Raw genomic sequence first — 21,438 nt, forward strand, 5'->3', positions numbered from 1 at the left:
AAAGACGACGACGGGAGAGCCGATGCTGTCTGCATCCATGCACTCCGCCAACGAGCCCCAGGCCGGCGCCGCGCGCCAGCCGTACGCGCTCGTGCCGGATGCGCGACCTGCTGCTCAGGGCCTGTACGACCCGCGAAACGAGCACGACGCCTGTGGCGTCGGTTTCGTCGCCACGCTGACCGGCACCGCCGACCACACCGTCGTCGAGCAGGCGCTGACCGTGCTGCGCAACCTGGAGCACCGCGGCGCCACCGGCGCCGAGCCGGACTCCGGCGACGGCGCCGGCATCCTCACCCAGATCCCCGACGCCTTCCTGCGCGAGCAGGTCGCCTTCGAGCTGCCGGCGGCCGGCGGCTACGCGGTCGGAATCGCCTTCCTGCCGCAGGACGACGCGGCCGACGCCGCCGCCGTCGCGCGGATCGAGGCCATCGCGGCCGAGGAGGGGCTGACCGTCCTGGGCTGGCGCGACGTGCCGGTCACCCCCGACCTGCTCGGTGCCACCGCGCGCGGCGTGATGCCGCGGTTCCGGCAGATCTTCCTGAGCAAGGACGGCCTGGCGGGGATCGCGCTGGACCGGGTCGCGTTCGTGGTCCGCAAGCGGGCCGAGCGCGAGGCCGGCGTCTACTTCCCGTCGCTGTCCGCGCGGACCCTCGTCTACAAGGGCATGCTCACCACCGGGCAGCTGGAGCCCTTCTTCCCCGACCTGTCGGACCGCCGCTACGCGTCCGCCATCGGCCTGGTGCACTCGCGGTTCTCCACCAACACCTTCCCGAGCTGGCCGCTCGCCCACCCGTACCGCTTCGTCGCGCACAACGGCGAGATCAACACGGTCAAGGGCAACCGGAACTGGATGCGGGCCCGGGAGTCGCAGCTGGCGACCGACCTGATCCCGGCCAACAAGAACGGGCAGGGACTGGAGCGGATCTTCCCGATCTGCACGCCGGACCACTCCGACTCCGCCTCCTTCGACGAGGTCCTGGAGCTGCTCCACCTCGGCGGGCGCTCCCTGCCGCACTCGGTGCTGATGATGATCCCGGAGGCGTGGGAGAACCACGCCACCATGGACCCGGCCCGGCGCGCCTTCTACCGCTACCACTCCAACCTGATGGAGCCCTGGGACGGCCCGGCCTGCGTCACCTTCACCGACGGCACCCAGATCGGCGCCGTGCTCGACCGCAACGGCCTGCGCCCGGCCCGCTACTGGATCACCGAGGACGGCCTCGTCGTCCTCTCCTCCGAGGTCGGCGTGCTCGACATCGACCAGGAGAAGGTCACCCGGAAGGGCCGGCTGCAGCCCGGCCGGATGTTCCTGGTCGACACCGCCGAGGGCCGCATCGTCGAGGACGAGGAGATCAAGTCCGCCCTCGCCGCCGAGCACCCCTACGAGGAGTGGGTCGCCGCCGGGCAGATCCAGCTCGCCAAGCTCCCCGAGCGCGAGCACATCGCCCACACCCACGCCTCCGTCACCCGCCGCCAGCAGACCTTCGGCTACACCGAGGAGGAGCTGCGCGTCATCCTCGCGCCGATGGCCCGCACCGGCGCCGAGGCCCTGGGCTCGATGGGCACCGACTCGCCGATCGCCGCGCTCAGCGAGAAGCCGCGGCTCCTGTTCGACTACTTCGTGCAGCTCTTCGCGCAGGTCACCAACCCGCCGCTGGACGCCATCCGCGAGGAGCTCGTCACCTCGCTGCTGTCCAACCTCGGCCCCGAGGGCAACCTGCTCGCCGCCGAGGCCGCCGCCTGCCGCTCGGTCGGCATCACCTTCCCGGTGATCGACAACGACGAGCTGGCCAAGCTCGTCCACATCAACGCGGACGGCGACCAGCCCGGGCTGAAGGCCGTCACCCTGTCCGGCCTGTACAAGGTCGCCAGCGGTGGCGAGGGCCTGGCCGCGCGGCTCGCGGAGATCGCCGCCGAGGCCGACGCCGCCATCGCGGACGGCGCGCGGATCATCGTGCTCTCCGACCGGCACTCGGACGCCGAGCACGCCCCGATCCCCTCGCTGCTGCTCACCTCCGCCGTCCACCACCACCTGATCCGCACCAAGCAGCGCACCCAGGTGTCGCTGCTGGTCGAGGCCGGCGACGTCCGCGAGGTGCACCACGTCGCGCTGCTGATCGGCTACGGCGCCGGCGCGGTCAACCCGTACCTGGCGATGGAGTCCGTCGAGGACCTGGTCGCGCAGGGAGTCTTCATCGAAGGCGTCGAGCCCGAGAAGGCCATCAAGAACCTGATCAAGGCGCTCGGCAAGGGCGTGCTCAAGGTCATGTCCAAGATGGGCATCTCGACCGTCGCCTCGTACCGCGGCGCCCAGGTCTTCGAGGCCATCGGCCTCGCGCAGGGCCTGGTCGACGGCTACTTCGCCGGCACCACCACCAAGCTCGGCGGCATCGGCCTGGACGAGATCGCGAAGGAGACCGCCGCCCGGCACGCCAAGGCGTACCCGGCCTCCGGCATCCCCGCCGCGCACCGCGCGCTGGAGATCGGCGGCGAGTACCAGTGGCGCCGCGAGGGCGAGCCGCACCTGTTCGACCCGGACACCGTCTTCCGGCTGCAGCACTCCACCCGCAACCGCCGGTACGACATCTTCAAGCAGTACACGGACCGGGTGAACGAGCAGTCCCAGCGGCTGATGACGCTGCGCGGCCTGTTCCAGCTCGACGCGCTCGGCCGCGAGCCGATCCCGGTCGAGGAGGTCGAGCCGGTCTCCGAGATCGTCAAGCGCTTCTCGACGGGTGCCATGTCGTACGGCTCCATCTCGATGGAGGCGCACGAGACCCTGGCCATCGCGATGAACCGCCTCGGCGGCAAGTCCAACACCGGTGAGGGCGGCGAGGACCCGGAGCGCCTGTACGACCCGGCGCGCCGCTCGGCGATCAAGCAGGTCGCCTCCGGCCGCTTCGGCGTCACCTCCGAGTACCTGGTCAACGCCGACGACATCCAGATCAAGATGGCCCAGGGCGCCAAGCCCGGCGAGGGCGGCCAGCTGCCCGGCCACAAGGTCTACCCGTGGGTCGCCAGGACCCGGCACTCCACCCCGGGTGTCGGCCTGATCTCGCCGCCGCCGCACCACGACATCTACTCGATCGAGGATCTCGCCCAGCTGATCCACGACCTCAAGAACGCCAACCCGGCGGCCCGCATCCACGTGAAGCTGGTGTCCGAGGTCGGCGTCGGGACGGTCGCGGCGGGCGTGTCGAAGGCGCACGCCGACGTCGTCCTGGTGTCCGGGCACGACGGCGGCACCGGCGCCTCGCCGCTCACCTCGCTCAAGCACGCCGGCGGGCCCTGGGAGCTGGGGCTCGCCGAGACCCAGCAGACGCTGCTGCTCAACGGGCTGCGCGACCGCATCGTCGTGCAGACGGACGGGCAGCTCAAGACCGGGCGCGACGTGGTGATCGCCGCGCTGCTCGGCGCCGAGGAATTCGGCTTCGCGACCGCCCCGCTGGTCGTCTCCGGCTGCATCATGATGCGCGTCTGCCACCTGGACACCTGCCCGGTCGGCGTCGCCACCCAGAACCCGGTGCTGCGCGAACGCTTCACCGGCAAGCCCGAATTCGTCGTCAACTTCTTCGAGTTCATCGCCGAGGAGGTCCGCGAGATCCTGGCCTCGCTGGGCTTCCGGACGATCGAGGAAGCGGTCGGCCACGCCGAGCACATCGACGCCCAGGCCGCGATCGACCACTGGAAGGCCGCCGGGCTCGACCTGGCCCCGCTCTTCCACGTGCCGGAGCTGCCCGAGGGCGCCGCGCGGCACTGCACCACGACGCAGGACCACGCGCTGGACAAGGCCCTCGACAACCAGCTGATCGAGCTGGCCGAGGACGCGCTGGAGCGCGGCGACGCCGTCCGGGTGCAGCTGCCGATCCGCAACGTCAACCGGACGGTCGGCACCATGCTCGGCCACGAGGTGACCAAGCGGTACCGCGGCGAGGGCCTGCCCGAGGGGACCATCGACGTCACCTTCACCGGCTCCGCCGGGCAGTCCTTCGGGGCGTTCCTGCCCCGCGGCATCACCCTGCGGCTGGAGGGCGACGCCAACGACTACGTCGGCAAGGGCCTGTCGGGCGGTGTGATCGTCGTGCGCCCGGCGCGCGAGGCCGCGGCCATCGGCAACGACGCGCAGAACCACGTCATCGCGGGCAACACCATCGGCTACGGCGCCACCGGCGGCCGGATCCACCTGCGCGGCAAGGCCGGCGAGCGCTTCGCCGTCCGCAACTCCGGGGCGACCCTGGTCGTCGAGGGCGTGGGCGACCACGGCCTGGAGTACATGACCGGCGGCCGGGTCGTCGTCCTCGGCGAGACCGGGCGCAATCTCGCGGCCGGCATGTCCGGCGGCATCGGGTACGTCCTGGACCTGCGCCCCGCCAACGTCAACGACGGCATGGTGGGCATCGAGGCCCCCACCGCCGACGACCGCGAGTGGCTGCGCGAGACCGTCCAGCAGCACTACGAGGAGACCGGCTCCAGCGTGGCCGCCGAACTCCTCGCCGACTGGGGCAGCGGCGTCTCCCGCTTCTCCAAGATCATGCCGACCGACTACAAGGCCGTGCTCGCCGCCAAGGACGCCGCCGAGCGTGACGGCCTCTCCGAGGCCGAGACCACCCGCAAGATGATGGAGGCGGCTAATGGCTGACCCCAAGGGCTTCCTGACCACGCCCAAGCAGCTGGCGGAGCGCCGCCCGGTCGACGTCCGGATCAAGGACTGGAACGAGGTCTACGTCGAGCGCAGCCTCCTGCCGATCATCACCAAGCAGGCCGGCCGCTGCATGGACTGCGGCATCCCGTTCTGCCACAACGGCTGCCCGCTCGGGAACCTCATCCCCGAGTGGAACGACCTCGCCTACCGGGACGACTTCGCCGGCGCCATCGAGCGCCTGCACGCCACCAACAACTTCCCGGAGTTCACCGGCCGGCTGTGCCCCGCCCCGTGCGAGTCCGCGTGCGTCCTCGGCATCAACCAGGACGCGGTGACCATCAAGAACGTCGAGGTCACCATCATCGACAAGGCCTGGGACCGCGGCGGGGTCACCCCGCAGGTGCCCGAGCGGCTGTCCGGCAAGACGGTCGCGGTGGTGGGCTCCGGCCCCGCCGGCCTGGCCGCCGCCCAGCAGCTCACCCGGGCCGGGCACACCGTCGTCGTGTACGAGCGCGCCGACCGCGTCGGCGGGCTGCTGCGCTACGGCATCCCCGAGTTCAAGATGGAGAAGCGCCACATCAACCGCCGCATCGAGCAGATGCGCGCGGAGGGCACCCGCTTCCGCACCGGCGTCCACGTGGGCGAGGACATCACCGGGCAGCAGCTGCGCGAGCGCTTCGACGCCGTGGTGGTCGCCGCCGGCGCCACCACCGCCCGCGACCTGCCGGTGCCCGGGCGCGAGCTCAAGGGCATCCACCAGGCCATGGAGTACCTGCCGCTGGCCAACAAGGTGCAGGAGGGCGACTTCGTCGAGTCCCCGATCAGCGCCAAGGGCAAGCACGTCGTCGTCATCGGCGGCGGCGACACCGGCGCCGACTGCGTCGGCACCGCCCACCGGCAGGGCGCCGCCTCGGTGACGCAGCTGGAGATCATGCCGCGGCCCGGCGAGGACCGCCCCGGGCACCAGCCCTGGCCCACCATGCCGATGACCTACAAGGTCACCTCCGCGCACGAGGAGGGCGGCGAGCGGATCTACTCGGTCAACACCACCCGCTTCACCGGCGACGAGGACGGCAACGTCCAGGAACTGCACCTCGTCGAGGTCGAGTTCAAGGACGGCCGGTTCGAGCCGGTGCCCGGCACCGAGCGGGCCGTCCCCGCCCAGCTGGTCACCCTGGCCATGGGCTTCACCGGGACGGACGTCAGGAACGGTCTCGTCGAGCAGCTGGGAGTGGACCTCGACGCGCGCGGTAACATTGGCCGCGACGGCCGGTTCGCCACCAATGTCGATGGCGTGTACGTCTGCGGAGACGCCGGTCGCGGCCAGTCACTGATCGTCTGGGCCATCGCGGAAGGCCGTTCGGCCGCCGCGGCGGTGGACAAGTACCTCGGTGGCAAGACCCCGCTTCCCGCCCCGATCCGCCCCACCGACCGACCCCTGGTGGTCTGACCGGACCGGACGGCACGACCGGCCGCACACCCCCGAACCCCCGGCGCCGCATCGCCGGGAGCTCAACCCGCTGCCCCCGTCAGCGTCGCCGGGCCAACGCGGTCTCCTGGCGCCTGCCCTCTTCCCCGACCAGTTGGAGGGCGGGCGCCGTCGCGTTTCCGGCCAGTTTCGGACCGGCCAACTCACAGGGAAATCTCAGGAGTTGGGTCTACCCTGGACACTTTCCCGACGCGGTCAGGACAACCGCCTCGGGGAGGACTGTTGCTCGTCGGTGCCAGGTGGCAGACTGCCGCCGACGGCCGGGGGGCTGCGCGAGTGCGGAGGTTGACTTCGATGGGCACGATTCAGGCAAGCGGAGGCGCCACCGTACGGCGGCTTCTGCTCGGCACCCAGCTGCGCAGGCTCCGCGAGGCCAGAGGCGTCAGCCGCGAAGAAGCCGGCTATTCCATCCGCGCCTCCGAATCCAAGATCAGCCGGATGGAACTCGGCCGCGTCGGCTTCAAGGAGCGCGACGTCGCCGACCTCCTCACCCTCTACGGGGTCGACGCCGAACAGGAACGGGCCACCGTCCTCGGCCTCGTCCGCGCCGCCAACAGCAGCTCCTGGTGGCACGAGTACGGCGACATCCTGCCCACCTGGTTCCAGAACTACGTCGGCCTGGAAGAGGCCGTCGCCCGGATCCACAGCTACGAGGTCCAGTTCGTCCACGGCCTGCTCCAGACCGCCGACTACGCCCGCGCCGTCATCACCGCCGGCGGCCACGTCACCGGACCGGACGAGATCGACCGCCGCGTCGAACTGCGCCTGCGCCGCCAGCGCCTCCTCACCGGCGAGCGCGCCCCCAGCCTCGTCGCCGTCCTCGACGAAGCCGCGCTGCGCCGCCCCTGGGGCGGCCCCGGACTGATGCGCGGCCAGATCGACCGGCTGCTCGAACTCGCCGAGCTGCCCAACGTCCGGCTCCAGGTGATGCCCTTCGGCTCCGCCGGCCTCAGCGCCGAAGTCGGCGCGTTCAGCCTCCTCGGCTTCGCCGAACCCGAACTCGCCGACGTCGTCTACCTCGAACAGTTCACCACCGCGCTCTACCTCGACCGCCCCGCCGAGGTCGCCGAGTACCGCCACGCCATGGACGGCCTCCTCGCCGACAGCCTCAGCCCGGAGCGCAGCCGCGACCTCCTGCACGCGGTGCGCGGGGAGCTGTAGGGATCAGGCGGGGTAGCGGACGAGGCCGTCGGTGGCGAGCTCGAAGCCGAAGGGGGCCGGGATCGGCACGCGGTCGCCGAACCTGCCGTTCCACTGCTGGTGGTAGCCGCTGCCGGACGGTTCGGAGTAGAGCGTGATGTCGCCCTCGCGCGGGTCGATCAGCAGGTACAGCGGGATGCCCATCAGCGGATAGTCGCGGACCTTGCCGACCAGGTCGTTCTCGGGGTTCGACGGGGAGACGATCTCCACGGCGATCGCGGCCTGGTCGGCGGGCACCTGGTTGCCGCCCGACTCCAGCGGGATGTAGGTGAGGTCGGGGTTGCGCAGCTTGCCGACGTTCGGCGAGGCGAGGTCGGTGTTCTCGCTCGGGAACAGGCCGGCCGGGTCGTGCGCCTCGAACTGCCTGCGGATCAGCAGGAGGTTGCGCTGGTGGATCACGGACGGCCCGGCCATCATGATGATCTCGTCGCCGGAGATCTCGATCTTCCACCCGGCCGGAGGGGTCAGGCTCTGCGCGTACGCCAGCAGCCGCGCGTGGCGCTCGGGGATCTGGGACTCGCTCATGGCGCCATTCTTCCACCCGGAACGCGGCGAAGGCCGGCCGCGCGGGACGAGGCGTCCCGTGCGGCCGGCCTTCGCGAAGGGCCTTAGAACACCGGCTGGCCGGCGCGGACGAGGCGCCAGGAGTTGGTGAAGAAGTCGGCCGGGTCGATGACGCCCTTGGCCTTCACCCAGGCGATCATCGTGTTGCGGATCTCGTCGGAGTTCGCCCAGACCGACTTGGCCGTCGCCACGTGCGGGAAGTTGCCGCCGCCGTTGGCGCGGTAGTTGTTCACCGCCAGGACGAACTGCGCGGCCGGGTCGATCGGCTTGCCCTGGAAGCTGAGGTTCACGATCCGCCGGCCCTTGGGCTGGGCGATGTCGATGTCGTAGCTCAGGCCGTAGATCGAGTCGTAGTTGTAGTCCGGGGTGGTCTCGGCGCCCGTCATGGCGTCCTTGTCGACCGGGGCGCCCGGGGCCAGCTGGTAGTAGTACTTCGCCGAGAACTCCAGGTAGTCCTTGAGCTGGGCGCCCGTCAGGACGCGGGCCTCCAGGGTGTTCTCGTAGATGTACAGGCCGGCCGCGTCGCGCAGCTTGACCTGGCCGGACGGGATCAGCGCGGTGCGGTTGAACGGCGCGGCCTGAGCCACCACCGGCAGGTTGGCGTACTGCCCGCCCGCCAGCGCCGCCTTCACCGCGTCGGCCTGCACCCGGCCGATGAGGTCGATGATCGGGGTCGCCTTGAACCGGGCGTCGGCGATCGACAGCTCGATCTTGCTGGTGCCGATGTTCTGGTTGACGTACGCCACGACCTTCTTGTGCTGGCCGAGGATCGCGTTGCTGATCTCCGGGTTCTCCGGCACGGTGTTGGAGTTCAGCACCCGCGAGGACACCGACAGGACCTTCCAGCCGTCCTCGGTGAACTCGACCTCGAAGTCGAAGCAGCTCAGCCGCTGGCCCCAGCACAGCGGCTCGGACAGCACGACCGTCTTGCCGGTCTTCTTGTTGGTGATCAGGCGCTGCGCCACCTCCTTGTGGGTGTGGCCCACCAGCACCGCGTCGATGCCCGGGACGGTCTCGGCCATCTCGCCGGAGGCGTCCTCCGGCCAGGGCAGCTGGTCGCCGTAGGTGGTCGGCTCGTCGATGCCCGAGTGGGCGGAGACGACGATGACGTCCGCGCCGGCCGCCTTCATCCGCGGCACGTACTTGGCGGCGGTCTCCACGATGCCCGGGAAGACCATCTTGCCGCTGACGTTGGCCTTGTCCCAGATCGCGATGCCGGGGTTGGTGAGGCCGAGGATGCCGACCTTGAGCGGGGTGTCCTCGTCCAGCCACACCTCCTTGATCACGTACGGCTTGAAGGCCGGCTTCTCGTTCTTCGCGTGCAGCGCGTTGGCGCCCAGCAGCGGGAACTCCAGCTGGTCCTCGAAGGCCTTCACGGTCGGGATGCCGTAGTTGAACTCGTGGTTGCCGAGCGCGGCGGCGTCGTAGCCCATGAGGTTCATGGCGACGGCCATCGGGTGGTCCGGCACGTTGTCACCGTCGGTGGCGATCGGCTCGACCCGGGCGTAGTAGTAGGTCAGCTGGGTGCCCTGGATGATGTCGCCGGAGTCGATCAGCAGGCAGCGGTCCCAGCCCTTCTCCTCGCGCACCTGGTTGGCCAGGGTGGAGATCTTGGCGAGGCCGACCGCGTTGTGGGCCTTGTCGACGTACTCGGCGTCGGTGAAGTAGTCCCAGTTGAGCACCCGGCCGTGCAGGTCGGTGGTGCCCATGACGGTGAAGGCCTGCTTGCGGCCCTCCTGCTTCGGCTTCTTGCCCTGGGCGCCCGCCTTGTCCGGCTCGGCGGCCGCGGCGGCGGGGGCGGCGGCGATCGCGGCGCCGCCGACGAGAGCGGCACCGGCGGCGGTGGCGGCGGACCGGGCGACGAAGTCACGGCGGTTCAGGGACATTGGACGACTCTCCCGGGTGGGGACTGACGGTGAACGAACCGTCAACTGATGTGCTGAGGGACGTACTCGAATGCGGTACGCGGGGTGGTGCGACGGCGTCCCTGGCGCGATGACGCGCGTAGAGGGACGCGCGTAGAAGTGTGCCGTGCGGGCCGGGCGGATGGATAGCCCTCCGACGTTTCCAGCAGGTGAGATCTTGGCGACTCGCTCGTGACGAGGATGGGCGGAGGTGGGGCCCCGGATCAGGGCAGATCGGCCGTCAGGACCGCCACCGCCGCCCTCAGCTCACTCTCCGGATCCGGCGCGTCCGGCCCCGCCCACGGGCCCCAGGCCCGCGCCCGCAGGTAGCCGTCCACCGCCACCGGCAGCCGGTGGCGGACGATCAGCCGCACCGCCGGGCCCGGCTCGGCCGCCCGCAGCGCCGCCACCAGCTCGGCCACCCCGGCCGCGGCCGGCAGCGGGACCGAGCCGAGGAAGCCGGCGAGGGCGTCGAGTTCGGGATCGGGATCGGGATCGGTATCGGGAGAGGGGACGGGAACGGGCTTCGGCCTGGGGAGCGGAGTGGGAGCGGAAGCGGGAACGGGAGCGGACGTGGGGGTCGGCCCAGGGCCGGGCTCCGGGCCGCGGCCGGGGGTCAGCAGCGCGCCCGCCCCGTACAGGCCCGCCACCACCCCCGGCCACCACGAGCCGCCCAGCCCCGCGAAGTGCAGCCCCAGCCCGACCGCGCCGGCCCCGCAGCCCACCAGGTTCCGGGCCGACTCCAGGTACCCGAGCACCTGCCGGCCGAGCCCGTCACTGGTAGCCACGGATCTCCTCGAACACACCGTCCAGCGACCCGCCGCCGTCGAACAGCTTGCCGCCGCTCATGTCCGCCAGGCCCTGCAGCTGACTCACCGCCGCCTCCCCGAACTTGATCGGGAACACCGGGATCGACCTCTCCGCGGGCGGCAACCCGTCGTGGAACGTCTTGAAGTCCGCCTCCGTCGCGCCGTCGTTGCTCTCCCCGTCCGTCATCAGCACGATCGAGGTGAACCGGTCGTCGCCGGCCGCCGCCTGCTGCTGCTCGATCGACCGGTACGCCTGCTCCAGCGAGTCGTACAGCGCCGTGCCGCCGTCCGCGGACAGCGACTGCACGTCCGCATCGATCGACCTCAGCTCCGCCTCCGGGCCCGGCGTGCTGCCCGAGGACGGCACCAGGTGCGTCTTCGTCCACTTCACCGTCGACGCGAAGGAGATCATCGTCACCTGCTCGCGGTTGCGGAACCGGCGCGCCCCCCGGGTGTCGTCCGACCCCGTCAGCTTGGCCAGCGCGGCCTTCAGCGCGGTGATCCGCGGCCCGGCCATCGAACCCGAGGTGTCCAGCACGTACACCGTCCGCGACGGGCGGCGCAGATCGTTCTGGTACGAGGCCAGCAGGCCGTCCGCGACCGCCCGCGTGCCCGGGAACGGCAGCTCCCTGCGCGGGTCGGCCGGCAGCCCCGCCGCCGGCGCCACCCCGGCCGTCACCGGGCGGCGCAACGTCCGCTCGGAGAGCCGCTTCTGCGCGTCCGGCGTCAGCAGGTAGGCCGTCAGCTTCTGGAAGGCCTCCTTGCGGTCCGGCTGCGCCGAGGCCAGCAGCGACAGCGGGTAGTCCGCCGACACCACGCCGTCGACCGGACGCACCACCGTCAACTGCTGGTCCGGCGGCAGCGTCTTGTTCATCGACAGCAGCACCGACTCGTAGTTCACCAGCGCGCCCACCTTGCCCGGCTCGGCCCGGGTGTACGCCTGCGCCAGCCAGCCCGAGGAACCCGACGTCAGCTTCTGGCCGGTGAAGAACCGCTTCAACTGCGGCGTCGCCTTCTGCACGTCCGCCTCGGTCAGCGCCGCCCCCGCGCCCGAGAACGCCGACGCCACCGCGACCAGCGCCGAGAAGCCCGAGTTCGAACGCGACGGGTCCGACATGCCGTACGCCAGCTTGCCGGCGGCCGCCGCGTCCCCGATCTGCGCCCAGGTGACCTTCGAACCGTCCCCCCAGCCCAGACCGCTCAGCACCGAGGAGCGCACGCCCACCGCCACCGGGGACACCATCACCGGCGTCTCCGACAGCACCTTCGTCCGGCCCGTCTGGTCCAGCCGCAGGTACTGGTCCGACGGGAACCACACCGCGTCGAACTTGCCCTCCGCCCGGCCCGAGGACACCGTGTCCGCGCCGTCCAGGCTGCCCGTCCAGGTGAACTGCACCGACACCCCGGTGGCCTTCGCCGCCTCCTCCAGGACCGGCTGCACGTCCTGCAACTCGCTGCCCGCCAGGACGCGCAGCGCCCCCGCGGTCGTCGACGGCGTCGGCGGCTTCGGCGGGCTCGACGTACAGGCCGTCGCCGCCGCCAGCAGGGCCGCCAGCGCGACCGCCAGTCCACCGCGCCGCGCGCGCCGACCCCTCGTCAGGATGTTCACCCCTGGCCCCCCTTGGCCGCCTTCGTCAACTTCACCAGGTACTCCAGCGACGGCACGTCCGCCTGCTTCACGTTCGCCGACTTCAGGTCCGGCGCCAGCTTCGGCAGATGGTCCTTGGTCTGCTCCGCGAACGCGGTCGGCTGGTCCGCCGTCCGGAAGCCGAACTTCGCCTCCAGCGTGTGCAGCGCGTCGTCGTCGCGCAGCACCGACGCCAGCTTCTGGCCGTTCGGCGTCCGGGCCACCATCGTGTGGTCCGAGTACACCGTCGTGTCCGGGTACATCACCACGACCTTGTCCGCCGTCGACTGGCCCTGCAACGGCAGCGTGGCGACCTGCGACTCGTAGCCGAAGACCAACGGCCTGCCCACCCCCGCCTCGAAGTCCCGGAACGGCTCGTCACTGCTGCTCTTCTGCGCGCCCTGCAGCACCGTCGCCGTGTGCAGCACGTCCCGGACCGCCGCCACCCCCGCGTCGTCCGACACCACCTGGTGCTTGTTCGCCACGTAGGACAGCAGGGCCAGGTACAGCGCGCCCGAGGACGAACTCTCCGGATCCGTGGTCGTCACCAGCAGCCGGCCGGACAGGGCCGCGTTGCCCTTCGCCGCCGGCAGGTCCTCCCACCTGAGGCCCGACTGCAGCCCCGCCACGTAGGCGTCCATCCGGAAGGTCCACACGCCGGCCGCCGGGTCCAGGGTGGCCAGGGCGCTCTGCTGGAGCGCCTTCGCCACCGACTCGCGCGTGACGATCACCAGCGGCGAGTAGAACGGCACCGGCGGGGAGTCCCGCAGACCCCAGTTGCGCTGGATGTCCTGCGCCGGCGCACTGCTCGACGGGAACGCGAAGTCCAGCTTCGGATTCGACTTCGCCTGCTCGCGCATCGTCCACGAGCCGGTCGAATCAACCTGGACCACCAGGCCCTGCTTCGCCAACTCGGCCTTCACGTCGGCATTTTCGAAGAACGTACGCTTCTCCGAGCCGATCAGCCCGGTCACCGTGACGGTCGCCGGAAGCGGCTTGGGATCAGGGTCCTTCGAATCGTCGGGGATCAGCGCGATCGTCACCCCGCCCAGCAGTGCCAGCGCCGCCAGCACCCCCAGCACTCGCGATCGTTCCATCGTCGACGCATCCCCCTCGTCCACTACCCCGTACGGGTCATCACCCCCAGGGGTGACGAGCGTCCCGCCGGGCGCCGAGCACGAGCGGAAGTGACGGTGAATCAGAGGTGAACACCCCTTCACGGAATCGCATCGGCCCCCGCACCCGGGGCGGCCGCCCGCAGGGCGCTCGCACACCGATCCGAGGACGTGTCAGATTGTTCAACTCGCCTTCCGGCAACGGTCATCCCGCGGTCCGGACCCGCCTCGTGGTTACGCGCCGGTAATGCCTAGTCTCAGCACCATGCGCCGAGCAAAAATCGTCTGTACCCTCGGGCCCGCCACCGACTCGTACGACCGGATCAAATCCCTGGTCGACGCCGGGATGGACATCGCCCGATTCAACCTCAGCCACGGCACCCACGCCGAACACGAGGAACGCTACCGCCGCGTCCGCAAGGCCGCCGACGAGACCGGCCGCAGCGTCGGCGTCCTCGCCGACCTCCAAGGCCCGAAGATCCGGCTCGACACCTTCGCCCACGGACCCGTACTCCTCCAACGCGGCGACGAGTTCACCATCTCCACCGACAACGGCGTCGTGGGGGACAAGGACATCTGCGGCACCACCTACGCCGGGCTGGCCGGCGACGTCGGCCGCGGCGAACGCATCCTCGTCGACGACGGGCGCGTCACCCTGGAGGTCGTCGAGGTCGACGGGCCGCGCGTACGCTGCCTCGTCATCGAAGGCGGCCTCGTCTCCGACCACAAGGGCCTCAACCTCCCCGGCGTCGCCGTCTCCGTCCCCGCACTCAGCGACAAGGACGTCGCCGACCTGCGGTGGGCGCTGCGCACCGGGGCCGACCTCGTCGCCCTCTCCTTCGTGCGGAGCGGGCGCGACGTCGAGGACGTGCATCGCGTGATGGCGGAGGAGGGGCGCCGGGTGCCCGTCATCGCCAAGATCGAGAAACCGCAGGCGGTCGACAACCTGGACTCCATCGTCGACGCCTTCGACGGCGTCATGGTGGCCCGCGGAGACCTGGGCGTGGAGATGCCCCTCGAACAGGTCCCGCTCGTCCAGAAGCGCGCCATCAAACTCGCCAAGCGCAACGCCAAGCCCGTCATCGTCGCCACCCAGATGCTCGACTCGATGATCAACGCATCCCGGCCGACCCGCGCCGAGGCCTCCGACGTCGCCAACGCGGTGCTCGACGGGACGGACGCGGTCATGCTCTCCGGCGAGACCTCGGTCGGGAAGTTCCCCGTCGAGACCGTCAAGACCATGGGCCGCATCATCGAGGCCGCCGAGGACGACATCCTCGCCGCGGGCCTGCCGCCGCTGACGGCCGGGACCAAGCCGCGCACCCAGGGCGGCGCCGTCGCCCGCGCGGCCGCCGAGATCGGCGACTTCCTGCACGCCAAGTACCTGATCGCCTTCACCCAGTCCGGCGACACCGCCCGGCGGCTCACCCGCTACCGCTCACCGATCCCGGTGCTCGCCTTCACCTACGAGCCGGCGGTGCGCAGCCAACTCGCCCTCACCTGGGGCGTGGAGACCTTCCTCGGGCCGTTCGCGCCGACCACGGACCAGATGGTCGAACAGGTCGACGCGGCGCTGCTGTCGCTCGGCCGCTGCCAGAAGGGCGACATCGTCATCATCACGGCCGGCTCACCCCCCGGCCTCGCCGGCTCCACCAACCTCGTCCGCGTCCACCACGTGGGGACCCTGGACGCCTGACGGTTCCTCGGCGGCGCGGCCCTCCGGCGAGGGCCGCGCCGCTGTCAGTACTTGGGGCCGATGTGGGCGTCCATGAGGGCGACCGAGTCCTTGCGGGCGACGGAGATGTTGACCTGGCCGGTGGGGCGGGGGATCGAGGCCTTCCACTGGACGCCGACCGCGTCGAGGGTGGCGGTGAGGAGGCCGATGATGTCGGTGGAGGTGTTGGTGAAGAAGTATCGGGGGTATTCGTAGCGACGGACTACGCCGTCGACGGTCTTGGTCGCCCAGTTGGTGATGCGGCAACCATCGGAGTGGATGAGGCCGCGCAGGAACTCCCAGGGGTGGGCGTCGACGATCTCCTGCTGCCAGGGCTCCAGGGCTATGGTGCGCTGGTGCTTCTTGCCGGGGCCGTGCTGGGGGAAGTGACAGGTCAGATGGTTCGAGTAGACCTTGACGTCGTGGCATCCGGCGCGCCGCACTCGGCAGGGCTTGTTGTTAGGGAGAACCTGACGCATGGCTTGTTCGACGGAATCCATGATGCCTGGCCACTTGTCGTCACAGGTGATCTGGAGGCTCTGCGTCCTGCGGTACTCGTTGGGCAGGAGGATGTGGCCGTCACCGAGATAGAGGCCGAGTAGGTAGGCGTAAGCAGGGCGGTTCAGCTCGTCGCCATAGCAGTGCATGCACGCGGAGCGCTTACGGCCGGGGAGCTCGTCACGTTTGGCGAGGTCTTGGTGCTTCCACCAGGAGACCGTGCCCTGCGGGACACGAAGGCGGCGGGACACTTCGGCATTGCTGATGCCTCGACGCAGGAGGTGGACGGCCTGTTCGCGCACAGAGTGAGTGGTCATGTACGCCAGGGTCGGGCGCGTCAAGCCGGATGGTGGACGCTTTGGGTGTGATCCACTGGATGGGGTGAATTTCCCGCAGCCTGGGAATATGGGGAAGAATCCGGTGCCGGGTGCGGGATTCGAACCCGCAAGCCCTTTCGGGCAGATGTGTTTGAGACATCCGTGTATGCCGTTCCACCAACCCGGCGGGGCCAGTCCCGACAGAGCATACCGGCTGTGTGTGGTCCACCGCTGCTAGGTACCCTCGATTACTGCAGTACCCCGCCGGAACGAGGAGCCCCGTGAGCACCGCCGACGAGCAGGCACAGCCGCTTGAGACCGATACGCCCCAGATCACCCGGATTGTGATCGCCGAGGACGAGGCGTTGATCCGTCTCGATCTGAAGGAGATGCTGGAGGAGGAGGGGTACACCGTCGTCGGCGAAGCGGGGGACGGCGCTACGGCGGTGAAGCTCGTGGAGGAGCTGAAGCCGGATCTGGCGATCTTCGACGTGAAGATGCCGATCCTGGACGGGCTGTCGGCGGCCGAGCAGATCCACGAGAAGCACCTGGCGCCCGTCCTGATGCTGACCGCGTTCTCGCAGCGGGAACTGGTGGACCGGGCGCGGGACGCCGGGGCGATGGCGTACATCGTGAAGCCGTTCTCGAAGTCGGACCTGGTGCCGGCGATCGAGATGGCGGTGTCGCGGTACACCGAGATGCGGGCGCTGGAGAAGGAGATCGGGGATCTCACCCAGCGGCTGGAGACCCGGAAGCTGGTGGACCGGGCGAAGGGTGTGCTGCAGACGAAGTTCGGGCTGAACGAGCCCGCCGCGTTCCGGTGGATCCAGAAGACCTCGATGGACCGGCGGATGACGATGGCCGCGGTGGCCGAGGCGGTCATCGAGGAGGGCGAGGCCCAGGACCGCAAGAAGGCGGAAGAGGGTCAGTCCGAGTAGCACGGACATGGGGAAGGGCCCGGCAGATCGGATCTGCCGGGCCCTTCCGGTTGCTCAGTCCTCGCCGAGGTAGGCCTTGCGGACGGACTCGTCGTGCAGGAGGTCCGCGCCGGTGCCGTCGAGGACGATGCGGCCGGTCTCCATGACGTAGCCGCGGTCGGAGAGCGACAGCGCCGCCTGGGCGTTCTGCTCGACGAGCAGGATCGTCGTGCCGCCGGCCTTCAGCTCGACGATGGTGGCCATGATCTTCTGCATCATCAGCGGCGAGAGGCCCATGGACGGCTCGTCGAGCATGAGCAGCTTGGGCTGGGACATCAGCGCCCGGCCCATGGCGAGCATCTGCTGCTCGCCGCCCGACAGGGTGCCGGCGGCCTGCTTGCGGCGTTCGCCGAGGATGGGGAAGAGGCCGTACGCGCGCTCGACGTCGGCGGCGATGCCGGCGGTGTCGGTGCGCAGGAAGGCGCCGAGGAGGAGGTTCTCCTCGATGGTCATGCGCGGGAAGATGTGCCGGCCTTCGGGGGAGTGGGCGAGGCCGAGGGCGACGATCTTGTGCGCGGGGACGGTGGAGAGGTCCTGGCCGTCGAAGGTGATGCGGCCGGCGGTGGGCTTGAGGAGGCCGGAGAGGGTGCGCAGGGTGGTGGTCTTGCCGGCGCCGTTGGTGCCGATGAGGGTGGTGACCTCGCCCCGGTTCGCGGTGAAGCTGATGCCCTTGACGGCCTCGATCTTGCCGTAGGCGACGCGGAGGTCCTGGACTTCGAGGAGCGCGGTCACTTGGTGTCCTCCGGTGCTGCGGGGGTGGTGCCTTCGAGCGGGGCGCCGAGGTAGGCGGTGATGACGCGTTCGTCGTTCTGGACGGTCTCGCGGTCGCCTTCGACGATCTTCTGGCCCTGGACGAGGACGGCGGTCCGGTCGCAGAGGTTGAAGATGAAGCGCATGTCGTGCTCGATGACGAGGATGGAGATGCCCTTGTCGCGGATGGCGAAGACGAGTTCCTCGGCGGCGCGGGTCTCCTGGGGGTTCATGCCGGCGGTGGGTTCGTCCAGCAGCAGCAGGCCGGGTTCGGAGGCGAGGGCGCGGGCGATCTCCAGCTTGCGCTGCTCGCCGTAGGGGAGGTTGCGGGCGAGGTGGTCGGCCTTGTCGGCGAGGCCGGTGAAGGCGAGGAGTTCCATGGCCTTGTCGCGGCTCTCGGCCTCGGCGCGGTGGTAGCCGGGGCCGCGCAGGATGGCGGAGAAGATGCCTTCCTTGGTGCGGGTGTGGCGGCCGACGAGGACGTTCTCCAGGACGGTCATGTTGGCGAAGAGCCGGATGTTCTGGAAGGTGCGGGCGATGCCGGCCTGGGTGACGAGGTGGGGCTTGGGGGGCAGGACGTCGCCGCGGTAGGTGACGCGGCCTTCGGTGGGGACGTAGAGGCCGGTGAGGCAGTTGAAGAAGGTGGTCTTGCCGGCGCCGTTGGGGCCGATGAGGCCGATGATCTCGCCTTCGCCGACGGTGAGGGAGACGTCGTTGACGGCGGTGAGGCCGCCGAAGCGCATGGTGACGCCGGTGACGTCGAGCAGGGGGGTGGCGGTGGTGGTCATCTGGTGGGTCACGCCCCTGCCTTGGTGAGTGCGGTGTCTTCGCCGGCGGGTTGGGCGGGGATGGCGGCTTCGTGGAATTCGAGCTGGGAGCGCCGGTTGGGGATGAGGCCCTCGGGGCGCACGCGCATCAGGACGATGAGGGCGGCGCCGAAGGCGAGGAGCTGGTAGTCGGCGAGGAATTCGAGCTTCTTCGGGATGAGGAAGAGGAGGGTCGCGCCGACGAGGGGGCCGCTGATGGTGCCCATGCCGCCGAGGATGACGGCGGCGAGGAGGAACGCGGAGTTCGGGGGGAGGGCTTCGGCGAAGGTGTACTGGTCGGGGGTGACGGTGTAGCTGACGTGGGCCTGGACGGTGCCGGCGAGGCCGGCGAGGAAGGCGCCGAGGGCGAAGGCGAGGAGCTTGAGCCGGAAGCCGTTGATGCCCATGGCCTCGGCGGCGGTCTCGTCCTCGCGGATGGCGATCCAGGCGCGGCCGATGCGGGAGTTGCTGACCCGGGCGAAGACGAGCACGACCAGGGCGGTGACGAGGAGCATCAGCAGGTAGTAGTTGGAGAAGCGACCGAGTTCGATGCCGGCGACGGTGTGGGTCTTGCCGAGGTCGAAGCCGAAGATCTGCAGCTCCGGGATGCGCGGGATGCCGTTGGAGCCGTTGGTGACGTTGGGGCCGGTGGTCCCGTTGAGGTTGTTCATGACGATGCGGAAGATCTCGCCGAACCCGAGGGTGACGATGGCGAGGTAGTCGCCGCGCAGTCGCAGGGTGGGGGCGCCGATGATGACGCCGAAGATCATGGCGGCGACGGCACCGGTGAGCATCGCGGCCCAGAACGGGAACTGGACGTGGATGGGCGAGGCGGGGGAGCCGGAGACCAGGGCGGCGGCGTAGGCGCCGACGCCGAGGAAGGCGACGTATCCGAGGTCGAGCAGGCCGGCGAGGCCGACGACGATGTTGAGGCCGAGGGCGACGGTGGCGAAGATCAGGATGTTGGTGGCGACGGAGGTGTACTGGTCGTTGCCCTGGGTGAACGGGAAGCTCGCGGCGGCGGCGAAGGCGGCGCCGGTGGTGACCGGGCGGTGCTTGACGGTCAGCGCGCGCAGCCGGGTGACCAGGCCGGACTTGCCGAGGGCGACGGCGACGAAGCCGGCGAGCAGCAGGTAGCCGGTGAAGAGTTCGCCGTATTCGGTGTCGATGCCGAAGGTGATCGCGAACAGGCCGATGCCGAAGGCGGCGACGATGAGCAGGACCTCGGCCCAGGAGGGGAGTTCGCGGGGCGCGGCGAGCCGGCGCTCGATGGTGCCCAGGCGCAGCCAGGTGTTGGCGGCGTGGCCGAGCTGGAGCAGCAGGACGGCGCCGGTGGCGATCGCGAGGCCGCCGGCGAGGGCGGTGAGGACGGGCGCGACGGGCTTGTCGTCGGGGATGGCGTGGGTGCCGAACCAGACGAGCGGGGCGGCGGGGACGAGCAGGAAGAGCCGCTTGTCGACGATGCGCAGCGGGACGGTGGTGCGGCGGTCGAGGGGGAGGCCGAGGGCGCCGACGATGCCGAGCAGGCCGCCGGCGGCGAGGATCCAGCCGCCGGGTTCGAGGTTGGCGAGGCCGCCGAGTTCGACGGCGATGGCGGTGACGGAGTAGGCGCTGACGGCGAGGGCGCCGGTGGCGGCGTACAGGACGGCGTTGTGGCTGCCGCTGGGGGCGGCCCAGCGCAGGCCGGGGGTGCCGTGGGTGGCGAGCAGGAGGACGAGGGTGAGGGCGCCGGCGACGACGGCGAGCCACTGGAGGCCGGCGGGGGCGCCGTAGATGGTGAGGTCGCCGGGGAAGTCGCTGGTCCAGGTCCAGGACATGGCGGCGGAGGCGGCGGTGGCGAGGGCGCCGAGGCCGGTGAGGGCGGTGGCGGCGCGGGCCGGGAGGGGGATGACCGGGCTGGTCTCGGTGTGGGTGGTGGTCATGGTGGTCACGCCCTGTCCGCGACGCGCTCGCCGAGCAGGCCTTGTGGCCTGACGAGGAGCACCAGGATGAGGAGTACGAAGGCCCAGACGTCCTTCCAGGCGCCACCGCCGAAGAGGTGCATGCCGGGGATGTGTTCGACGTAGCCGGTGGCGAGGGCTTCGGCGAGGCCGAGGGCGACGCCGCCGAGCATGGCGCCGTAGATGTTGCCGATGCCGCCGAGGACGGCCGCGGTGAAGGCCTTGAGGCCGAGGATGAAGCCCATCCGGAAGTAGACCTGGCCGCTGCGCAGGCCGTAGGCGACGGCGGCGACGGCGGCGAAGGCGGCGCCGATGGCGAAGGCGAGGACGATGATCCGGTCGGTGTCGATGCCCATGAGCTTCGCCGTGTCCGGGTCCTGGCTGGTGGCCTGCATGGCGCGGCCGGAGCGGGTGCGGGTGACGAACCAGCTGAGGGCGAGCATGCACAGCGGGGCGGCGATGATCAGGAAGAGGTCGCTGCGCTGGATGGTGACGGAGCCGAGGCTGAAGGGGTCGCCGGGGATCTTCGGGAAGACTCGGGCCTTTTTGGCGTCGGGGTAGAAGGAGAAGACGAGTTGCTGCAGGAAGATGGACAGCCCGATCGCGGTGATGAGCGGGGCGAGTCGGGGGGCGCTGCGCAGCGGCCGGTAGGCGAAGCGTTCGGCGGCGACGGCGGTGAGGGTGGAGACCAGGATGCCGGCGATGAGCATCAGCGGTAGGGCTAGCCACAGGGTGGTGCCGCCGGGGAGGGCGAGGTAGGCGGTCAGGGCGCCGAAGCCGCCGACCATGACGATCTCGCCGTGGGCGAAGTTGATGAGCTGGACGATGCCGTAGACCATCGTGTAGCCGATCGCGACGAGTCCGTAGAGGGCGCCGAGGATCAGGCCGTTGGCCAGCTGCTGCGGTAGGTCGTGCACCGCTGGGCCTCCGTAGTGCGTTCGGGGTGTCCGCGTGGGTGGTGGGGATGTGGGGGCGGGGGGGGGGCCCGGGGGGGGCCCCCCCCCGCGGGTGGGTGGGGGGGGGGGGGGGGGCCCGCCCCCCGGGGGGGCCCCCGGGGGGGGGCCCGGGGGGGGGGCCGGGGGGCCC

15 protein-coding genes and 1 tRNA gene are annotated in these 21,438 nt (G+C 70.6%); 5 read left to right on the plus strand and 11 right to left on the minus strand.

Translation table 11 applies throughout. The features are described 5' to 3' along the window. Positions 1-37 precede the first annotated feature (37 nt). The 3 genes from gltB (at position 38) to ACPC54_RS01695 (ending at position 7,292) form a co-directional block, all read left to right on the plus strand. Positions 38-4,639, plus strand: a complete 4,602-nt coding sequence (gene gltB / locus ACPC54_RS01685) for a glutamate synthase large subunit (protein ID WP_498960545.1) — start codon at positions 38-40, stop codon at positions 4,637-4,639. Then, on the plus strand, positions 4,632-6,092 hold the full coding sequence (locus ACPC54_RS01690; RefSeq protein ID WP_498960029.1) for a glutamate synthase subunit beta: 1,461 nt from the start codon (positions 4,632-4,634) through the stop codon (positions 6,090-6,092). Before gltB ends, ACPC54_RS01690 begins: the two co-directional genes overlap by 8 nt. Before the next feature lie 333 nt (positions 6,093-6,425). After that, positions 6,426-7,292: a Sco1979 family transcriptional regulator gene (locus ACPC54_RS01695; RefSeq protein WP_498960031.1), complete on the plus strand. Its 867-nt coding sequence runs from the start codon at positions 6,426-6,428 to the stop codon at positions 7,290-7,292. A 3-nt stretch (positions 7,293-7,295) separates the two neighbouring features. On the opposite strand, the gene ACPC54_RS01700 is transcribed toward ACPC54_RS01695, so the two are convergent. The 5 genes from ACPC54_RS01700 to ACPC54_RS01720 all read right to left on the minus strand — a co-directional run bounded on the left by ACPC54_RS01700 (position 7,296) and on the right by ACPC54_RS01720 (position 13,332). After that, positions 7,296-7,856 carry a Uma2 family endonuclease gene (locus ACPC54_RS01700; protein WP_498960033.1) on the minus strand — a complete coding sequence of 187 codons (561 nt, stop codon included), beginning with the start codon at positions 7,854-7,856 and terminating at the stop codon, positions 7,296-7,298. Between the two features lie 83 nt (positions 7,857-7,939). After that, entirely contained in the window at positions 7,940-9,781 is a 1,842-nt protein-coding gene (locus tag ACPC54_RS01705; protein WP_498960035.1) for a bifunctional metallophosphatase/5'-nucleotidase, read from the minus strand. A gap of 242 nt (positions 9,782-10,023) precedes the next feature. Then, on the minus strand, positions 10,024-10,587 hold the full coding sequence (locus tag ACPC54_RS01710) for a hypothetical protein (RefSeq protein WP_498960037.1): 564 nt from the start codon (positions 10,585-10,587) through the stop codon (positions 10,024-10,026). Beyond that, positions 10,574-12,217, minus strand: coding sequence for an extracellular solute-binding protein (locus ACPC54_RS01715; protein WP_498960039.1), 1,644 nt, complete (start codon positions 12,215-12,217; stop codon positions 10,574-10,576). Before ACPC54_RS01715 ends, ACPC54_RS01710 begins: the two co-directional genes overlap by 14 nt. Continuing rightward, positions 12,214-13,332, minus strand: a complete 1,119-nt coding sequence (locus ACPC54_RS01720) for a substrate-binding domain-containing protein (RefSeq protein WP_498960041.1) — start codon at positions 13,330-13,332, stop codon at positions 12,214-12,216. The genes ACPC54_RS01715 and ACPC54_RS01720 overlap by 4 nt, the downstream gene beginning before the upstream one ends. Positions 13,333-13,615: 283 nt before the next feature. Between ACPC54_RS01720 and pyk the strand changes: the two genes are divergently transcribed. Then, the gene (gene pyk / locus ACPC54_RS01725; protein WP_498960043.1) at positions 13,616-15,046 is read left to right on the plus strand and encodes a pyruvate kinase; all 1,431 of its coding nucleotides are present in this window, start codon (positions 13,616-13,618) and stop codon (positions 15,044-15,046) included. 44 nt (positions 15,047-15,090) lie between these two features. On the opposite strand, the gene ACPC54_RS01730 is transcribed toward pyk, so the two are convergent. Continuing rightward, positions 15,091-15,879: a helix-turn-helix domain-containing protein gene (locus tag ACPC54_RS01730; RefSeq protein ID WP_498960045.1), complete on the minus strand. Its 789-nt coding sequence runs from the start codon at positions 15,877-15,879 to the stop codon at positions 15,091-15,093. A gap of 104 nt (positions 15,880-15,983) precedes the next feature. Continuing rightward, positions 15,984-16,066, minus strand: a tRNA-Leu gene (locus ACPC54_RS01735). Positions 16,067-16,160: 94 nt separating this feature from the next. On the opposite strand from ACPC54_RS01735, the gene ACPC54_RS01740 reads away from it, so the two are divergent. Continuing rightward, complete coding sequence (locus ACPC54_RS01740; protein WP_498960047.1) at positions 16,161-16,817, plus strand: ANTAR domain-containing response regulator; 657 nt, start codon at positions 16,161-16,163, stop codon at positions 16,815-16,817. A gap of 54 nt (positions 16,818-16,871) precedes the next feature. Here ACPC54_RS01740 and ACPC54_RS01745 read toward each other — a convergent pair whose 3' ends face one another. Genes ACPC54_RS01745 through ACPC54_RS01760 form a run of 4 tightly spaced genes read right to left on the minus strand, consistent with a single transcriptional unit; the run spans position 16,872 to position 21,269 of the window. Next, positions 16,872-17,588, minus strand: coding sequence for an ABC transporter ATP-binding protein (locus ACPC54_RS01745; RefSeq protein ID WP_498960049.1), 717 nt, complete (start codon positions 17,586-17,588; stop codon positions 16,872-16,874). Then, positions 17,585-18,394, minus strand: coding sequence for an ABC transporter ATP-binding protein (locus tag ACPC54_RS01750; protein WP_498960547.1), 810 nt, complete (start codon positions 18,392-18,394; stop codon positions 17,585-17,587). Before ACPC54_RS01750 ends, ACPC54_RS01745 begins: the two co-directional genes overlap by 4 nt. 8 nt (positions 18,395-18,402) lie before the next feature. Beyond that, positions 18,403-20,334: a branched-chain amino acid ABC transporter permease gene (locus tag ACPC54_RS01755; RefSeq protein ID WP_498960549.1), complete on the minus strand. Its 1,932-nt coding sequence runs from the start codon at positions 20,332-20,334 to the stop codon at positions 18,403-18,405. Positions 20,335-20,339: 5 nt separating this feature from the next. After that, positions 20,340-21,269 carry a branched-chain amino acid ABC transporter permease gene (locus ACPC54_RS01760; protein ID WP_498960051.1) on the minus strand — a complete coding sequence of 310 codons (930 nt, stop codon included), beginning with the start codon at positions 21,267-21,269 and terminating at the stop codon, positions 20,340-20,342. Between the last annotated feature and the right edge of the window lie 169 nt (positions 21,270-21,438).

This window comes from Kitasatospora sp. NPDC094028, from assembly GCF_049543595.1.
Lineage (GTDB): Bacteria > Actinomycetota > Actinomycetes > Streptomycetales > Streptomycetaceae > Kitasatospora.